15 protein-coding genes are annotated in these 17,417 nt (G+C 47.6%); 4 read left to right on the forward strand and 11 right to left on the reverse strand.

The features are described 5' to 3' along the window. Positions 1–195: 195 nt before the first annotated feature. The gene (locus tag ACKFKH_RS09020) at positions 196–897 is read right to left on the reverse strand and encodes an esterase/lipase family protein (RefSeq protein ID WP_446857937.1); all 702 of its coding nucleotides are present in this window, start codon (positions 895–897) and stop codon (positions 196–198) included. Positions 898–1,325: 428 nt separating this feature from the next. On the opposite strand from ACKFKH_RS09020, the gene ACKFKH_RS09025 reads away from it, so the two are divergent. After that, the gene (locus ACKFKH_RS09025; protein WP_446857938.1) at positions 1,326–2,459 is read left to right on the forward strand and encodes a hypothetical protein; all 1,134 of its coding nucleotides are present in this window, start codon (positions 1,326–1,328) and stop codon (positions 2,457–2,459) included. 530 nt (positions 2,460–2,989) lie between these two features. Here ACKFKH_RS09025 and ACKFKH_RS09030 read toward each other — a convergent pair. Together ACKFKH_RS09030 and gcvT are read right to left on the reverse strand one after the other, a co-directional pair. After that, positions 2,990–3,352, reverse strand: a complete 363-nt coding sequence (locus tag ACKFKH_RS09030; RefSeq protein ID WP_446857939.1) for a hypothetical protein — start codon at positions 3,350–3,352, stop codon at positions 2,990–2,992. A 97-nt stretch (positions 3,353–3,449) separates the two neighbouring features. Next, positions 3,450–4,562 (reverse strand): glycine cleavage system aminomethyltransferase GcvT, encoded by a 1,113-nt coding sequence (gene gcvT, locus ACKFKH_RS09035; RefSeq protein ID WP_446857940.1) that lies wholly within the window; start codon positions 4,560–4,562, stop codon positions 3,450–3,452. A gap of 322 nt (positions 4,563–4,884) precedes the next feature. Here gcvT and ACKFKH_RS09040 point away from each other — a divergent pair, with 322 nt between their 5' ends. Together ACKFKH_RS09040 and ACKFKH_RS09045 are read left to right on the forward strand one after the other, a co-directional pair. Further along, positions 4,885–6,180 carry a glucose-1-phosphate adenylyltransferase gene (locus ACKFKH_RS09040; RefSeq protein WP_446857941.1) on the forward strand — a complete coding sequence of 432 codons (1,296 nt, stop codon included), beginning with the start codon at positions 4,885–4,887 and terminating at the stop codon, positions 6,178–6,180. A gap of 9 nt (positions 6,181–6,189) precedes the next feature. Then, positions 6,190–6,750, forward strand: a complete 561-nt coding sequence (locus ACKFKH_RS09045) for an AAA family ATPase (protein WP_446857942.1) — start codon at positions 6,190–6,192, stop codon at positions 6,748–6,750. Positions 6,751–6,832: 82 nt separating this feature from the next. Here ACKFKH_RS09045 and aroF read toward each other — a convergent pair whose 3' ends face one another. Next, the gene (gene aroF / locus ACKFKH_RS09050; RefSeq protein WP_446857943.1) at positions 6,833–7,684 is read right to left on the reverse strand and encodes a 3-deoxy-7-phosphoheptulonate synthase; all 852 of its coding nucleotides are present in this window, start codon (positions 7,682–7,684) and stop codon (positions 6,833–6,835) included. Positions 7,685–8,264: 580 nt separating this feature from the next. Between aroF and ACKFKH_RS09055 the strand changes: the two genes are divergently transcribed. Further along, positions 8,265–8,498 carry a photosystem II protein, Psb35-related gene (locus tag ACKFKH_RS09055; protein ID WP_446857944.1) on the forward strand — a complete coding sequence of 78 codons (234 nt, stop codon included), beginning with the start codon at positions 8,265–8,267 and terminating at the stop codon, positions 8,496–8,498. 183 nt (positions 8,499–8,681) lie between these two features. On the opposite strand, the gene ACKFKH_RS09060 is transcribed toward ACKFKH_RS09055, so the two are convergent. From ACKFKH_RS09060 to ACKFKH_RS09090, 7 genes are all read right to left on the reverse strand, one after another. Then, positions 8,682–10,592: an ABC-F family ATP-binding cassette domain-containing protein gene (locus tag ACKFKH_RS09060; protein WP_446857945.1), complete on the reverse strand. Its 1,911-nt coding sequence runs from the start codon at positions 10,590–10,592 to the stop codon at positions 8,682–8,684. Positions 10,593–11,348: 756 nt separating this feature from the next. Continuing rightward, positions 11,349–11,669, reverse strand: a complete 321-nt coding sequence (locus ACKFKH_RS09065; RefSeq protein WP_446857946.1) for a type II toxin-antitoxin system VapC family toxin — start codon at positions 11,667–11,669, stop codon at positions 11,349–11,351. A 122-nt stretch (positions 11,670–11,791) separates the two neighbouring features. Further along, positions 11,792–12,004 (reverse strand): hypothetical protein, encoded by a 213-nt coding sequence (locus ACKFKH_RS09070; protein ID WP_446857947.1) that lies wholly within the window; start codon positions 12,002–12,004, stop codon positions 11,792–11,794. A gap of 598 nt (positions 12,005–12,602) precedes the next feature. After that, positions 12,603–13,388 carry an SMEK domain-containing protein gene (locus ACKFKH_RS09075; protein WP_446857948.1) on the reverse strand — a complete coding sequence of 262 codons (786 nt, stop codon included), beginning with the start codon at positions 13,386–13,388 and terminating at the stop codon, positions 12,603–12,605. A 202-nt stretch (positions 13,389–13,590) separates the two neighbouring features. Next, on the reverse strand, positions 13,591–15,498 hold the full coding sequence (locus ACKFKH_RS09080) for an ABC transporter ATP-binding protein (protein WP_446857949.1): 1,908 nt from the start codon (positions 15,496–15,498) through the stop codon (positions 13,591–13,593). Between the two features lie 161 nt (positions 15,499–15,659). Then, a complete protein-coding gene (locus tag ACKFKH_RS09085) occupies positions 15,660–16,616 on the reverse strand; it encodes an asparaginase (protein WP_446857950.1) in 957 nt (318 codons plus the stop codon). Between the two features lie 61 nt (positions 16,617–16,677). After that, positions 16,678–17,172 carry a CGLD27 family protein gene (locus tag ACKFKH_RS09090; RefSeq protein WP_446857951.1) on the reverse strand — a complete coding sequence of 165 codons (495 nt, stop codon included), beginning with the start codon at positions 17,170–17,172 and terminating at the stop codon, positions 16,678–16,680. Positions 17,173–17,417 lie beyond the last annotated feature (245 nt).

Genomic DNA, 17,417 nt, shown 5'->3' on the forward strand with positions numbered 1-17,417 from the left:
TTTGCTGGGTCATTTGTCTAAGCGTGATTTTGAAACCCGCAGAACTTTAAGATTTGTTTCTTTAATTAAGATATGGGACTTTGCGATCGCGCCCCTCTCCCAAAAGGCAGGAAGATAACCGAAGCACTTCTCGACTTGTCTAATCTAAAGAACCGTAAATTTGATTGGGGGTTTTCGCTTCGTTGTAAAGCGCATTCACGTCAGATAAGTTGCCCACTGCTCGATTACGCTGGGAGTGCCATACCAGAGACCCCCCGATCGCGGGGAATGTCGAACGTTTTCTAACGTAATATTTTCGGCACCTTTGAGATGAGCCGCGACGATCGGTGTGATGCCATCTCCCCAACAGTTTCCTTGTCCGCAGGTAATTTGATAGCTGCTGTAAGCCAACCACTGACCCAATCGACGATCGCCCAAAATCGATTTACCCGCCACACAGACATAGCGCACGTCTGAATAGAACGCACCCGGATAAGTCTCGTTGACGAAATTCAGGTTTCTCAAGGCCCACCGTTCTAAACTGATGTGCGGCGTTCCGAGTGCGACGAGGTTAGCGACAAAGGAATGCGCTTTCCACACATAGGTTTTGTCAGGCAAGACTCCATGCACATCGTAGGGCTGTTCTCCGAGGTAAATGCGCGATATCCAACCGCCTGCCGAATGTCCAATCAAGTTCACCTTGGGCGCATCATACTTTTGCATCACAGTTTGAACGGTGCGATCGAGCCATTCTAATATTGGCAAAACCGATCGACCGCCCAGCGTCGGAAACCAGGTGCGTTTGAGCAAAGGTACGGTCACCGTCGGATAGCCCAAATCGTTGAGGGTCTGCTCCATGAGTCGGTAGTCGATCGCGCTGGCAAGATAACCCGGCAAAATCACGGTAGGTAAAGGCATGAAAAATCAGTAGAGAGATGAAGATTTATTTAGCTTAGGACACTCTTCTAACTTTTTGAGGCTTAGCAAAGGTGCAAGACCAGAGACGTTAGACCAAATCAATTTGTTAATGCTACAGATCCGTCGCCCCCTAAATCCCCCAGTCTGGGGGACTTTGAGAATCCAGACTTCTTTGGTTTGAAGTTCTCCACAAGTGGCGAATTTAGGTTGCTCTCCCAGATCTGTAGCACTCAAAGATCAATTTGGTATTAGACCAGAGACGTTAGACCAGAGACGTTAGACCAGAGGTTAAAAGCCTATTCTGTCCAAAGTCTCCTCCCTCCTCCCTCCTCCCTCCTCCCTCCCTTTCCTCCCCAATCTCCCAGTCTGAAGCTAAGATCTGAGCGGGATTGTTTCTCTCTGCCCCGATTACTTGTCATGGACTTGTTATGAATCAGCCGATCGCCCCCTCTTCTGCTTTCTCCTCGTTTGTTAGAAATCTGCCTGACCTGTTGCAACAGCCTGCATCTCTGGCACTATTTGGTTCGCTGGGGGCGCATCTGTTTTTCTTTGCCACGCTGCCCGCATTTACCTCACCCCCCGAACAGCCAGACTTGCGATCGGTGCGCCTGGTCAATTTGACTCCACAAGAACAAAGCCGTCTACCCCAATCGCCGCTCACATCTCAGTTTGGCTTGCCGCCGCTGCCTGATTCGAGTGCCAAATTTAATGTGCCGTTGGGTCAGCCGTTTCCGCAGTCGCCTTTACCAGATGCATCGCAGTTATATAAGATTCCTGACTTGAGTGTGCCAACTCCGCGTGTGCAGCCTCAGCCTCCGTTTGACATTTCTCGCTACATTTTCAAACCCAACACAACACCTTTAATCTCTCCCGATCGAACCAAGGTTCAAACTCCCGACGATCCCACTTCGCCTGACAAGCCACCCTCTCAACCGCTTCCACCTGACCAAATACCTTCTGGAGCAACCGATCGTAATATTCCTCGGCTGCCTGCTGCTCCAGTTGTACCTGACCCCAACGATCAAGCAGCAAACAATCCAAATCCTTCAACTCCAGGCAATAATTCGGCAAGTGCCACTCCGTCACAGTCCCCAGTTTCTCCTAGCAGTCGCTTGTTAGCCGAAAATCGTCAGCTTCAAGAACTCTACGCCCGTGAGAATTTTGTCTTTAATCCGATGGGCGCAACTGACAGCGAACGGGGACAGCAAGCGACGCAAAACTACGCCAAATGGTTTGAGGAAAATATTACTAACAAGGACATTGCGGCTGAAGATTTAACAGAACAAGTCATTAAGAGTGAAATACTGTATCGATCGCCTGCCCCACTCACCGAAAGGTACAGTCCTGCACTGGTTTATGTTCTCATTGATCCACAAGGTAAGATGGTTGGCGCTCCGGCTGTGTTGGGTCGATCGGGCTATCGGTATTTAGACCTGCTTGCTGAGAGAGCGATTAATCAGCAGATCAAAGACTTAAAGCCCGTAGATGGAAAATATGTAATCTACAAAATCGAGCTAACCTTTAAACCCGAAGCTCAACCACCGAATCAGCCGACTAGCTAACAGTTGAGTGATTGCTTGTTTAGACCCAAGCGTCCGCGTATCTCATCGTTGGAAATGCTGCCTTCTGAGCAACGACGCTTTCTTGATCGCTCAATCATGTCTATAAACTTAGGATTGCTGCTCAATGAAATTGCAAGTGTACAAACGCCCGATACAATCGAGTGACTGAATCGCAACCTGTACCGCTTCATATTGGTATGTTACGAGTAGTGTTCGCAATGAATCCTTCAAGCTCACTCACAGAGTATTGTGTTAACCCTCTCGTACTCAAGTAATGTACAAACGAACTTGATACGCGAGTGTAGCAAACTGCTGGTTTGTATTGCCGCTCCAGATTTTTCCGTTTCTTTTTACGCTCTGCCTTCAATAAATCACCGCTCTCGCTACTAAACTTTAAAAGCTGATAGTCATATTCTGCCTCTCTTTGAACAAAAAGATTTGAATCTTGTCGCAATTGCTCAATACACCTGAATTTACTCTGGAATAGTTCACTTTGTGATTGAGCATCATCACCAACGATATGTAGCGCATCAATAACTGCCCATCGTGTTGTGTAAACTGCTATAGTTACAAGTCTTACCCAGGGTATAAACCGCCTGCTTCCGAGTAAAGTGATTGTCAGAAAGAAGTAGTTGTTCAAGAATTTTGACGATCGGAGACTCTGGATATTCTTGTACAAATTTTTTGGAGTCAGGATGCCGAGATCCAATCAGTATTAAGTCTCGAACAAAAAGACAAGTTAGATCAACGGTTTCAGCATTCTTTGACTGCAAGAGTTCAACAATGATATTGCAGAGTTTTGATGAAGAAGTTGAGTTAACAATCGCAGCCAAGTAATCAACATCTTGAAGGTGAGCAAGGTAATAGAGAATACCGTTTACTATCAATTCCACCTCAGTTGCTCCACTGACAAAATTGCAAATACTATTTCTTCATCATTCCCACGCTAATCCTCGAACCTGTTCTGAAAACTGAAACACATCAGCAGAATTACTTTTTGACTCGATAGAAGGGGCGTTTTACAACGGTGGCTGAGTAGCTTTTTCCGCGAATCTCAACTTCGACTAGTTGACCGGGTTGGGCGAGATCAAGTGGCACATATCCTAAAGCGATCGCTTGTCCTAATGTTGGTGATAGCGTACCACTGGTTACAATTCCGACAGGCTGACCTTGGTGCAATATCGGATAGTCGTGTCGGGCAATGTTGCGACCCTGCATTTGTAGAGCGACAAGTTTTTTAGCAACGCCGTCTCGTTTTTGTTGTTCTAAAACCGATCGACCAATAAAGTCACCCTTGGTATCAAGATGCACGACCCAGCCCAATCCCGCTTCTAAAGGAGTTGTCGTGTCATTGATGTCTTGTCCATAGAGTGCCATTGCCGCTTCGAGTCTTAGCGTGTCGCGGGCACCCAGACCACAAGGAGTCACCCCAGAAGAGAGGAGCGATCGCCACAGTTCTCTTCCCACTGTCGGATCGAGCATCACCTCAAACCCATCTTCTCCGGTGTAGCCCGTGCGAGCGATAAAGGCAGGCTCACCCAAAACAGACGCTTCTAAATGACCAAACGGTTTAATTGGCGACAAGTCCGCATCCACAAACGCTTGAAAATGCCGAACCGCTTCTGGCCCCTGGAGGGCAATCAGAACTTTGGAAGACTGATCGGTGAATGCGATCGCTTCCATATCAATATTCTCTAACATCCAGGTTTTGTCTTTGAGTGTCGTCGCCGCATTGACAATGATCATCCAACGCTGATTGTTATCGGCATCCAACCCCTGGTAATAGAAAATCAGATCGTCAACAATCCCGCCTTGAGGATTGAGCAACACCGTATATTGAGCTTGACCCGGCTGTAGGCGACTCAGATCAGACGGCACCAATCGTTGAATCTGACTCAGCACGTCCTTCCCAGTCAGCGCAAATTTGCCCATATGCGAAATATCAAACATGCCTGCGGTCGATCGCACCGCCTGATGTTCTTGCCCAATTCCTCCAAACTGCACAGGCATCTCCCACCCCGAAAAACCAGTCATTCTAGCATTGAGGTCTATTGCTAAATCAAATAGAGGCGTGCGAGCGAGGATTTCAGGGGATTGAGTCACGAGTCGATCGTCCTTTGTTAAGTTCTCAAATTAAGGTAGCAGGGAAAGGGAGGGAGGAGGGAGGAGAGAGGAGGGAGGAGAGAGGAGAAGTAATGTGTGAAAACTATGAATGTGATGTAGATGACAATGGATGTGTGAACCTGTGGGCGAATACGAGATTCTGAATGACTCATCCTTTCTCGCGAAGCGGAACAAAGTTCTCCCTCATCACCTTCTTCCCCGATCCCCAATTTACGATTCTCTTGCGCTAACCCCTTGTCAACGGAACCATACAAGCACACACTAAAGTTGGGAGTCGAAGTGGCAGCAAAGAGGTTTTTTTGTGAAAAGAGTCTTATCTATTATTCTTGGCGGAGGAGCCGGAACCCGCCTTTATCCATTAACTAAGCAACGGGCAAAACCTGCGGTGCCTCTAGCGGGAAAATATCGCCTGATTGATATTCCTGTCAGTAATTGCATCAACTCAGAAATCTTTAAGATTTATGTTCTGACTCAGTTTAATTCGGCTTCCCTTAATCGCCACTTAACCAGAGCCTACAATTTTTCTGGCTTTAGTGATGGCTTTGTCGAAGTGCTTGCCGCTCAACAAACTCCCGAAAATCCTAACTGGTTTCAAGGAACAGCCGATGCGGTGCGTCAATACCTCTGGTTGTTTCAAGAATGGGATGTTGATGAATTTTTGATTCTCTCTGGCGACCATTTGTATCGGATGGATTACCGTCAGTTTGTACAGCGTCACCGCGAAACCGATGCTGACATTACGTTGTCTGTTGTACCGATGGACGATCGCCGCGCTTCTGATTTTGGTCTGATGAAGATCGACAAAGATGGGCGCGTCATTGACTTTAGCGAAAAGCCTAAAGGTGATGCGTTGAAATCGATGCAGGTCGATACGAGTATTTTGGGACTCAACCCCGACGAGGCGAAACAGAATCCCTACATTGCGTCGATGGGGATTTATGTCTTCAAGAAAGAAGCCTTGATGAAACTGCTGCGACAAGCGCCCGATCGCACCGACTTTGGCAAAGAAATCATTCCTCATTCGGCGCAGACTCACAACATTCAGGCGTTTCTCTTTAACGATTATTGGGCGGATATTGGAACGATCGAAGCCTTCTACGAAGCCAATCTAGCCCTGACTCATCAGCCCGATCCGCCCTTCAGCTTCTACGACGAAAAGGCTCCTATCTATACTCGTCACCGCTTTTTGCCACCGAGTAAGTATCTAGACTGCAAGATTACTGAGTCGCTGATCGGTGAGGGCTGCATTCTCAAAGATTGTCGGGTGCATCATTCTGTCTTGGGCGTGCGATCGCGCATCGAGTCGGGTAGCGTCGTCGAAGATACTCTGGTTATGGGAGCTGACCTCTATCAAGGAGGAGCAGAACGCCCATCTGGATTGGATTGTGATAGCCCAGAAGTGCCTTTGGGAATCGGCTCGGATACGATCGTCCGGCGGGCCATCATTGATAAAAATGCTCGAATCGGCTGCAACGTTCAGATTGTCAACAAAGATCGAGTCGAAGAAGCCGAACGCGAAAATCTGGGATTCTATATTCGTAGCGGGATTGTGGTGGTGTTGAAAAACGCGACGATTCCGGATGGGACGATTATTTAGGGATGAGGGATGAACGGCTCTGGGGGTTCGTCTCTTGTGATTTTGATTGGGTTACCGGGAAGTGGTAAGTCAACGTTTGCACGATCGCTGCTGACTACTCATCCCGATTCAATTTTGATCTCGACGGATGGGATTCGATCGCAGCTATTTGGCGATGAATCAACTCAGGGGTCGTGGCTAAAAATTTGGCTAGAAGTGCGGCGGCAGTTTCAGGAAGCGGTGCGTCAGATTGAAGTGGGACAAGCTTCTCTGGCAGTTTACGACGCGACGAATGCCGTGAGAAAACAGCGACGACAGGCGATTCATCTCGCTCGAAAAATGGGCTTTTCTCACATCGTGGGGCTATGGATTAATACGCCGCTTTCTGTCTGTCTAGCGCGCAATCAAGCCAGAAGTCGCCAGGTGCCAGAAGCCATAATCTTACGAATGGATCGCCGCTTGCAGGGGGCACCTCCGACGATCGTAGAGGGACTGGATGAGTTGCGATCGCTTTCTCTAGACGGCGCACCAGACCCCCAATTTCTGCAAATTAACGTCGGGTCGATGAAGTCTTTTCGCTGCGTTGTTTAGCGCTTCTGCCCCCAACCCCCCAACTTTGGGGGACTTTGAGCCAACGTCAAATTAGGAATCTGTGCCTTTATCTTTAACTGCCCTAGACCACAGCCAACTGACGCTGAAAGTCATACACTTGTCGCCCAACGGCTTCGGCAACGGGCTTGATGCTGTGAACTAATTGCACCATGTCGGGCAGGGAGAGCGCCTGACGCGCATCAGAGACAGATTTTTCGGGTTCGGGGTGACACTCGATAATCAGACCATCGGCACCACAAGCGATCGCGCCTCTCGACAAATCGGCAATCAGTTCGCGTTTTCCGGCGGCATGGCTCGGATCGACAATCACCGGGAGATGCGTAATTTGTTTCAACGCGACGACCGCACCCAGATCCAAAACATTGCGCGTGTAGGGGTCGAAGCTTCGGATGCCTCGCTCACACAAAACGACATTGGGATTGCCGTGGCTGACCACATATTCAGCGGCCATGACAAATTCTTCGATCGTCGCTGACAGTCCCCGCTTTAACAATACGGGCTTATTTGCCTGACCGATCGCTTTCAACAGATCGAAGTTTTGCATATTGCGGCTGCCGATTTGCAGCATGTCGGCGTAAGCAGAAATTTCCTCAATCTGCGAGATAGCCATCACCTCCGTCACGACGGGCATTCCATAACGCTGGCGCACCGAGGCGAGAATTTCCAGTCCTTCTAAACCCATTCCCTGAAAGGCGTAGGGCGACGTGCGCGGTTTGTAAACGCCACCTCGAATGGCTTGCACCGGGGCGGTTTGCAGCGATGAGGCGACGGCTTCCATCTGCGCCATGCTTTCAACGGTACAGGGGCCGCCAAAGATGACGATTTTTTGTCCCCCGATCGCCACCTGATCTGAGAGACGAACGATCGTGTGTTGAGCAGCGTCAGACTTAGAAACTAACTTGGCATCCAGCATTTGATTGAGTCCTTAATTGGGAAGAGTTGGTTGGAAAAATTGAGCCAAAACGAGCAAAAAAAACCGGAACCCTTGTGAGCAGTTCCGGGAGACGAAGACAGACGCGACGACCTTCACCCAGAACTTCTGTGGGGCCAAAAATAAAATCCAAAAAAGTAGATTTTGAGCAGCATGAGGGTCGAAGGTGAAGGGTCTGGCAATAAAAAAACCGCAGAGTTGGCTCTACGGTTCACTGGGGCGTTCACACAGAACTTCATTCACCCCAAGTGAACCGCCTCGCGCCAAAAAAAGTAAAAGTAGGAAGGCCTGTGAGACATGAAGCGAAAAATCCCCTTGTCGAGAAACGTGTCCAAAAACTTTGTTCTTTGAACTTAACAGAGGGATCGGTGCAAGTCAACTCCCCGATCGGGCTACAACCGTCAGTTTTTTAGCATAATCCTTGATTGTCTGCAAACTTTCTTGACACTTTGTAACAATCGCTGTTATATTTGTTTACATAAGACAGAGACAACCCGGAGCGATTTCAGCCCGCTAAGTCCTTGTTACAGATTTCACTTCACTCTCAGAAAGAGGTTTGACAATGACAGCGATTTTAATTGCCTTGTTTGTAATTGGTTGGGCGGCGGTAGCGTTGTTGGGTACACAGGCTTATTTTCGAGGCGAACAGACCAAGCCCATCCACGAACGCAACTGGCGCTCTGAGTCGTTTGAAACGTTGGCAGAGTCGATCACAGGAAGCGAAATCGACTACAGCAACCGAGTTCCCGCTTATGCAATGGATGCCTACGCTAGTCGATCGCTTCCCGATGCGTAGTTAGATTTTAAGAATTGTAAGTTTGAGACTCTTCAGCCCTGGTTTAACGACTGGGGCTTTTTTGCGTCGATTTTTGTCCTAAATAAACGTGAATTCGACGAAGTCTTTTCGTTTCGATGTCAAGCTTCTGCCCCTTAAATCCCCCATGCTAGGAGATCTTGAAGATAAGATTTCCAATTCAAACTACCCGATCGCTTCCGCTAATTCGAGCCAGCGTTCTGTAGAAGTTTCGATCAAGTGGTCGAGTTCTGCTAATCGCTCGGACAGTTTTTGGACTTCACTAAATCCATCGGGCGGAGTGCCGTAGAGTTTCTTTTCGATCTCTGCTTTTTCGGCTTCCATTTGAGGAATTTGTGCCTCTAGCTGTTCATATTCGCGCTTCTCTTTGAAGGAGATTTTACGCGATTTGTTGGCAGTGGATGTCGTGGGTAGTTCTATCGGTTTAGTAGGTTTTTCCTCTGGCTTTGAAACGTTGTTATCTTCTTCTTTTTTGTAATCCAGATAAACCGAATAGTTGCCGGGATACTGTCTCAAATTGCCGCCGGGTTCGAGTGCAAAGATAGTTTCGACGGTGCGATCGAGAAAGTAGCGATCGTGCGAGACTACAATCACACAGCCATTAAATCCTTCCAAATATTCTTCTAAAACGGCTAAGGTCTGGACATCTAAATCATTCGTTGGTTCGTCTAAAATCAGAACGTTTGGCGCACTCAATAGCACTTGCAGCAAAAACAATCGCCGCTTTTCGCCTCCAGACAGCTTGTGAATCGGCGCATATTGCTGACTGCTCGGAAATAAGAATCGCTCCAACATTTGAGACGCGGTGATCACACTTCCATCGGCCAGCGTGACTAATTCTGCGGTTTCCTTGAGATAGTCGATGACGCGCTGATCTTGATTGAGCGAGTGAATTAACTCCTCGGAATGCTGGTCAAAATAGCCAATGTGAATCGTGCTGCCAATGTCTACTTTGCCGGAGTCAGGTTCAATTTGTCCGGTAATAATATTCATCAGCGTTGATTTTCCAGCACCGTTGCCGCCGATGATGCCCACGCGATCGTCGGGACTAAACTCATAAGTGAAATCTTTGATTAAAACGCGATCGTCATACGCTTTAGAAATATTCGTTAATTCAATAACTTTTTTACCAATTCTGCGTCCAGCCGTAGCAATATCGACCTTTCCAACTGATTGCTTAAACTCACGATTTTGCATGTCGTGAATGCGATCAATCCGAGCTTTTTGCTTGGTGCTTCTCGCTTTTGGCCCGCGTTTTAGCCACTCTAATTCTCGTCTCAAAACGCCTTGATGTTTGCGCTGAGTGCTGACAGAAGATTCTTCGGCGAGGGCTTTTTTCTCTAAGTAGTAAGAATAGTTGCCGGAATAGGTGTAAAGATCGCCGCGATCGATTTCTAGAATCCGATTGGTGACGCGATCAAGAAAATAGCGATCGTGCGTGATTAACAATAAAGCGCCTCGATACCGATTCAAATAGCTTTGCAGCCACTCGACCGACATTGCATCTAAATGGTTGGTTGGCTCATCCATCAGCAAGACATCGGGTTGAGACAAGAGCGCCGTCGCCAAGGCCACCCGTTTGCGATAGCCGCCCGACAAATCGCCAATTCGAGCGCTAACGTCATCAATTCCTAACTCGGTCAGGACGATTTTGGCGTTGGTTTCCAGTTCCCAAGCGCCGACGGCTTCCATTTGATGGGACACTTCAGACAATCGAGCCATCAGTGCCGTTTGGTCGCCCTGTCCGTGAGCCAGCTTGTCTGACAGTTCCTCATATTCTCGAACCAGTGCCATTTGTTCACCGCTGTCGGCAAAGACTTGCTCAAGAATGGTGCGGTCTTCGTCGATTTCGGGCTGTTGGGGAAGGTAGACAATTCTGGCGCTGGGATTGACTAGGCGTTGTCCCGCGTCGATCGGCTCCAGTCCTGCGATCATTTTTAGCAGTGTCGATTTGCCCGATCCGTTAGTACCAATCAACCCAACCTTATCGCCTTCCTCAATGCTAAAGCTGGCATCCTTAAGAAGCTCTTTAATGCCAAAATCTTTGCTGACCGATCGCAACGTAAACAGACTCATTCGATTTCCCAGTTAGAAAAGCCCCCATTTACGTTAACATTCTGCAATCACTTTAGGCAGCGATCGACAATTCATCTCAGAAGTTTGGGGACTCTTTTAGACTGCGTTGATACTTCTCGGTAGTCATGCTAATTCATACCAGCTTGCCTTGGCTGAGTTTAGCGATAGCAACGTTATTGACTGATCACTAGAGTTTCTGGCTGAACGATTGTGCTTTGTTAGAGAGTAATCTACTTCATCGGCGGTCACTCATGTGTGAACATGACAAGCATCGTTATCTCGCCTTTGCTGGCGCACAGCATCATTCGGCGGATCTATTTCTGAGCTGCTATCCAGTGTGGTTTGATAAACCAGTCCATCTTATTCTTCATAATCTGAACATTCTTAAAGCCCGCTTGCTTTAGGTGGTCTACCAGATCTGACCGTTTGAATCCAATCTCATGAGTATTAGATAACTTAGCTACACGATAAGAGACTGCCGTATGAATAAAATTAGGTTCATTGCAGATCAGAAACCATCCGTTATTCCTTAAGCAAGCATAGCTAGAGATAATCGCTAAATCCCCCACGAGTGAGGGACTTTGAACCAGAATTCCTCTCTTAAAGTCCCCCAAAATTGGGGGGTTGGGGGGCAGGAGCCGTGAACAACGAAGCGGAAAAACTCTCATCGAATTCACGTCTTTTTACCGTAAGTGACGAACGATCGCACAGTCTAGAAGCTCCCTTAGATCCCTCCAATTTCAAGGGGGCTTCTGATTATGTGCTTGACCAATCTTCTATTTGCAAGTCTGAAACCTGCCGAAAGTCTGACCCGTTGCAAGTGAGTAAGATTGAATAGTTGGTTATCGCGATCGCGGCAATTTTGAGATCCATATTCCCCAGTCGAGGATAAGCTTTTCGTAAGCGTTGATGCTCCAAAGCTGCTGCATGGTTGAAAGGAAGAATTGCGATCGATCGATAATCAATGGAAAGCTGTCGCAGTCCTTGGTATGCAAAAACTTGTTCCTCCAAAATCTTTGCCCTGGCTAAAAGACTGAGCCGACCTTTGACTTGTTCTTCATAGGCAATTACCGTCACAGCAGCTTCAAGCTCGTCGATCGCCCCGAGTCTCGCTAAAATTCGCTTTCCCTCTTGACCGTTGCGTTAAATCAGGCTGAGATGGTCAGTATCAAGAATGTACCTGGTAGGAGACAATCATCCTACTTAGCAGATTTGCGCCATTCTTGCCCAAGGCGAACAGCTTCATCAAAAGTAGGATCGTTTTCAAAGCTACCCGCAATTTTCGACCACCAGGGTTCCTTCTTCTGGAGAGATTCAGAAAGCATTTGTTTCACCTGCACTAATTCTGCCTCTAGCGTTGTGACTCGTGCTTCAAGTTGTTGAGAGCGTTCTTCAAGTTGCTGAGAAGTCATAGAAGCTTGCAATCGATAGAAATCTTAAGAGCATTGTAGCGCAGTGGCTAGAAGCGATCGTTGGCTTGAGTTTTGAGGGTTGGCTAACGTTCCTAGTCAGCAGTTGCGACAGACTTTGCAATTACACCAATGGCTTTAGTCAATCCGCTGCACTAGGGTTGTTAGGATGCGCTTGGACAGAAAGAAGTATAAGGAACTACCATGACTGCCTAATTTCTATTGACCTTTCACCTTGTTGGACAGCGTTCTCAATTTGTTGAAATATGTTATGCACTCCAATAATTAGAGGGGTAAAAATAGCCTCTCGATCTTTGGATAGGCTCTTTAGAATACAAAGACCGGATAAAGAATCCGCTATTCCTGTTTCCACTCCAAAATTATGGTAAGAAGTATCTGTTGTCATCCAAGCAAGATTGAGAGGTAGATATAGCTTTACATCCTCTACTTCGAGATATAGGTGAGGATCTTTCTTGTAAACTCCATGCATTTTAGGTTTTTCGTGATACTTATTCCAGAACTTAATATTTTTTGATTTAAAGTCAGTTTGAAAGAATTCAAAAGTGCATCCAACAAAATCTTTAGTTAGATTATTTGCATTTTACAGGTTTAAGACTTTTGGCTGCCAACACTTTAGCAACTCTGTCATAAATGCCATAAGCGCATGATAATCGTCATAGGGTAAAGCACGTATACTGCCTAGATCATCCAAATTCTTTGCAGGAATACTTGCAAAGCAAATTCCACTTGCAGCAGCAATATTAAGCAGTCTATGAACATTCACATAATGGGTAAGAAAAGGCTGATATTGCCAAATGTGCAACCTGTCGAAATTATGATTTATATGGTCAAGCCTTCTTATTATTCCATCTTCTCTTTTTGTTTTGGATATCTCTCTGTTAACAAACTCATATATTTTTCGTAGCTTTTCGATTTCTAGATATTGAATTTGCTTAAGCAAAATTTTGAAGTCTATGATATTATCACTTTCATTAAAATTAAAATAGCCTTGTGTATCAAATCTTCTGTAGCTTTGCTGCCTTCCCTTTAGTATAAAAACATATAGTCGTGAGTATTTCTCATATAGTTTATGTCCAATAAACTTTTCAATAGTTGTCTTGACTTTCCGTCGGCTAGTTGTGGATGTAACCTGAACTGCAATTTTATTTGATGAGTCGCCCAAATCAATCCCTGGTTGATTAGAATTGATTGAGTTTAGGTTTTCAAGCTGAAAATCAAAGACAATATTGAGCAGGTCTTTTACAAAATCCTCTGCAAGAATCCCTAAATCATGTAAATTAGATGCTGTGCGAAACTCAATAGATTGCTGCAAAAGAGCCAGGTTGTTACTGATCTCTTTAAAGTAGGTTTCTCTGGTCAGTACCATGTCTATAAAAATTGTCTGTCTTGGTTTGCTGATAACTTAATATCAGAGTTCCCTCTATTAACAACGCTGAAATTAATGAGGTGACTTTCAAATAATTGGAAGGGGCACTTGGTAGACAGGCTGACGATACTAAATCTAGTAAACATTAGCAGATAAGACTACGGTCACATCCCTATAAGGGGTTAAGCAACATAACTCATCACTAAGCCGAAATTCCGCGTTGTGCTTGGCGTTCTCGAATGCGATCGAGCGTCCCTGTCGGAATCGCAGAAATTAGCTGACGGGTATAAGGATGCTCTGGGTGACGGTAGATATTCTCGGACGTGCCGATCTCTTCGATTTTGCCTCGATTCATGACGACGATGCGATCGCTCATAAACTTCACGACACCCAGATCGTGAGAAATGAATACATAAGTCAAGCCAAACTCAGATTGCAGTTCTTTGAGCAGATTTAACACCTGCGCCTGGACTGAGACATCTAACGCAGAAACCGACTCGTCACAAATGATGAATTTAGGGTTGAGAGCAAGCGATCGGGCAATACAAATCCGCTGGCGCTGACCGCCTGAGAATTCGTGAGGATAGCGATTCATCAACTCAGGATTTAAGCCCACTCGTTGCAACAAATAGGCCGCCCGTTCTCGGTGTTGTTTGGGTTTACCCCGCCCGTAGATCTGTAGTGGCTCCATCACCGCTTCGCCAATATTCATGCGCGGATCAAGCGAACTGTAGGGATTTTGAAAAATGATCTGCGCCTCTCGGCGAAACTGCCGCACTTCTGATGGAGACAAAGATAAGATATCTCGCCCCTCAAAGCGCACCTGTCCCCGTTTGGCTTCGATCAGTCGCAGGAGGGTTCTTGCCAGGGTCGTCTTTCCGCAGCCCGACTCACCCACCAGTCCCAACGTCTCCCCCGGATACACGTCAAACGAAACGTCGTTAACCGCCATCACATAGCGTTGAGTCTGCCCAAACACCCCTCGAATCGGGAAGGCTACCTGCAAATTTTGCACCGACAGCAACGGCGGTTTTTGCTGCAACTCATGCAGACGTGAGTTAAATTCTGCCTCACTGATTTCTTCTGCACTGCGAAGCACCTGAGCCACATCCTGCTGTTTTGCCTCGATCAGGCGCTCCCCTGTGGGCAACGTCGAAACTTCCATAAAATCGGACACCGTGGGCAAATATCGCAGGCGGCGATCGGGCTGTGGCCGACAAGTCAGCAACCCTTTGGTGTAGGGATGTTTGGGATTGGAAAAAATCTCCCAGACGGGCCCATACTCAACGATTTTGCCTTCATACATCACCGCCACCTGATCGGCAATTTCAGCAATCAGCCCTAAGTCATGGGTGATAAACATCATCGCCATACCCCGCCGATCGCGCAGTTCTCGCAGCAGATCCAGAATGGTGGCTTGTACGGTGACATCCAGGGCCGTCGTCGGCTCGTCAGCAATCAGCAGCGTCGGGTTACAGGAGATCGCCATCGCAATCATCACCCGTTGAATCTGTCCGCCCGAAAGCTCGTGAGGATAGCGATCGAGCATCGCCAACTTCTGACGGTTGATCTGCTGATCGATTTCTGCCTCGCTGGGTTGTTTTTTGTTTTGGGCGATGTCTTCGAGATAGCGGCGCTTGAGTTCTGCATCCGGTGCTAACAACCGAACTTCTTGCAGCAGGGCTACGGCCCGTCGTCTCGCCTCGGATTCAGAAACCTTTTCGTGCAGCCGAATCGCCTCAGTAATCTGAAACCCACAAGTGTAAACCGGATTGAGCGAACTCATCGGCTCCTGAAAGATCATTGCCAAGCGATCGCCGCGATAATTTTGCAATTCTTGATCAGGGACGCGCAGCAAATCGATCGGCTCTCCACTTGTCTGAGCATCTCGAAACCAGATCTCACCGCCCGTCACTTTGCCCGGAGGATTGGGCACCAGTCCCATCACCGCCAACGAAGTGACCGACTTACCCGATCCTGACTCACCAACGATTCCTAGAGTTTGACCGCGCTGCACTTGAAACGAAATGCCATCGACCGCTTTCACCACTCTCGTATCCGTTCTAAACCGAACCTCAAGATTGCGAACGTCCAGGATAGTCTCACTCATAGGGCAGGAACGACGATAAAAGGGTTGAGAGGGCAGCGATTGCCAGATTTTACTAATTTTGCTCAATTGCAATGATTCAGCTTAACAGCGAACTTGTAGTAGACGCTGTGAATCTTGTTACCTGACGGGATTTTCGATCAATTGTGCCAGTTTCAGAAGCCCTACAGCATGGACAGGTCACCGATCACGTCTAATCGTTTGTAGCGACCGATCGTAATATAAGTTTCCGATAGCGCTTCTGCAACAGAAGGCGTGATCCAGCCCATTTGTTTGAGAACGTGGATTGCGACGGCGTATTTTGCTCGTTTTGCGCCATCGCTTACTTTGATGGCTAACCCCACACCTTCACCGACTCGTCCCACACACTGCACGCCTTCTGCCCCTGACTTACTGACGATTTCGCCCTGGGTAAGCTGCATCAACTCGGTGTCAAACTCGCCTTCTCCGGCCACCATCGTTGGATGATGCGTCATCGCCCGTGAAATTCGCTCCATGTCGAGGCTGTTTCCCGATGCGAGGTGGGCGTAGAGCCAGGCCATTTGCCGCAGTTGCATAAAATAAGTCGGTGCGCCACAGTCATCTTTTGCCGTGATGAACTCGATCGCCGGGATCTTGAGCAACTCCGCAATCTTATTCAAAATCAACTGCTGTACTGGATGGTGATGCTGAAGATAATTGTTAAACGGAAACCCTCGCTGCTGACACACCGCCAACATTCCTGCATGTTTCCCCGAACAGTTGTACTCTAACGAACTGCGCTTGCCTGCCGGAACGGGACATTGCAGCATCGTCGGGTCAATGTCCGCCCGCCACAAAATGTTGAAAACCTGTCTGACTTGCTCAATGGTGCCTTGATGAGAGCTACAGATAATTGCCAGATCGCGATCGGTCAGATTATATCGCTCCAAAGTCCCCGTAGTTGTCATCGCCAGCGCCTGAAACGGTTTCAACGCAGAACGGACAAACGTCGCCGTGTCAGCGCTACCCGCCATCAAAAGAATGCGCCCGCGATCGTCGCAAATCACCGCTTCAGCGGAATGGACAGATTCTGGAATGCCTTCTCGCAGCAGCCTGACTTCAAGTTGTGCCGATGATTGATTTCTTCTTCCCCTTGTCATGCATAGCACTCTAACATTAGACGGGAACTCCACTCTCAAAAAGTTACTAGTTTTTAACTCGCTACAAGATCAGCCAAGCCAATCCGCCACTCACCAAAGCCGTGCCCAAGAAGGCAAACGTGCGGTTGAGACGCTGCAAAATAGGCTGTATTTGATAGCTGACGATCAGCCGATCTTGATTGAGCACTTCGATCGGCTTTTCCCAGGTTTGCCCATCATACCAGCCCGATTCTTCATAAAAAACGGTGGTGTTGAGCAGTCGCGTCCTGATGTATGACCAGCCCAGATAGAGACGAATCAGCGCCAAAGCCGGAATAATACTTGCGCCAGCAGCCCCCAACAGTGCGTATTCCAGGGGGTGTCTAGCAGGAGAAAAGCTCATCGCCGCCGTGGGCCCCGCCAGCAGCCAACTCAAGCCCCACAAAATTGCAATTGGCTTGATGTATCCCACCAGATCAAGCGTTGCCCATCTAAAAAACCACGATTCTTTGAGGTCTTGATACTCATTAATCGGTCTCTGTTCCACCGGAACGGGGCAAACGACTGAGGAGTTCATAAATCGAGCCAGAAAATAAACGATCGGATATATCCGTCAGTATAAGAGAGTTTTGGGGTTTGGGTGCCTTAAGTGAGTCGTGAGTTAGCCGTAAAAATTGCCTTGAAGATCTAATTTGTTCTAATTTGTAAATTACCCGAAACATACCCCGTCCAGAACTAAGCTTCAAAGTCTCCCAATTTTGGGGGATTTGGGGAGCAGAAGCCGACTGAAGCGGAGCAGTAAACGACTTGTGTACACAATAG

It is taken from the genome of Phormidesmis sp. 146-20, assembly GCF_052939475.1.

Coding starts and splice junctions, on each gene's coding strand:
- ACKFKH_RS09020 (WP_446857937.1), bottom strand. CDS start 897: ATGCCTTTACCTACCGTGATTTTGCCGGGTTATCTTGCCAGCGCGATC.
- ACKFKH_RS09025 (WP_446857938.1), top strand. CDS start 1,326: ATGAATCAGCCGATCGCCCCCTCTTCTGCTTTCTCCTCGTTTGTTAGA.
- ACKFKH_RS09045 (WP_446857942.1), top strand. CDS start 6,190: ATGAACGGCTCTGGGGGTTCGTCTCTTGTGATTTTGATTGGGTTACCG.
- aroF (WP_446857943.1), bottom strand. CDS start 7,684: ATGCTGGATGCCAAGTTAGTTTCTAAGTCTGACGCTGCTCAACACACG.
- ACKFKH_RS09055 (WP_446857944.1), top strand. CDS start 8,265: ATGACAGCGATTTTAATTGCCTTGTTTGTAATTGGTTGGGCGGCGGTA.
- ACKFKH_RS09060 (WP_446857945.1), bottom strand. CDS start 10,592: ATGAGTCTGTTTACGTTGCGATCGGTCAGCAAAGATTTTGGCATTAAA.
- ACKFKH_RS09070 (WP_446857947.1), bottom strand. CDS start 12,004: ATGACTTCTCAGCAACTTGAAGAACGCTCTCAACAACTTGAAGCACGA.
- ACKFKH_RS09075 (WP_446857948.1), bottom strand. CDS start 13,388: ATGGTACTGACCAGAGAAACCTACTTTAAAGAGATCAGTAACAACCTG.
- ACKFKH_RS09080 (WP_446857949.1), bottom strand. CDS start 15,498: ATGAGTGAGACTATCCTGGACGTTCGCAATCTTGAGGTTCGGTTTAGA.
- ACKFKH_RS09085 (WP_446857950.1), bottom strand. CDS start 16,616: ATGACAAGGGGAAGAAGAAATCAATCATCGGCACAACTTGAAGTCAGG.
- ACKFKH_RS09090 (WP_446857951.1), bottom strand. CDS start 17,172: ATGAACTCCTCAGTCGTTTGCCCCGTTCCGGTGGAACAGAGACCGATT.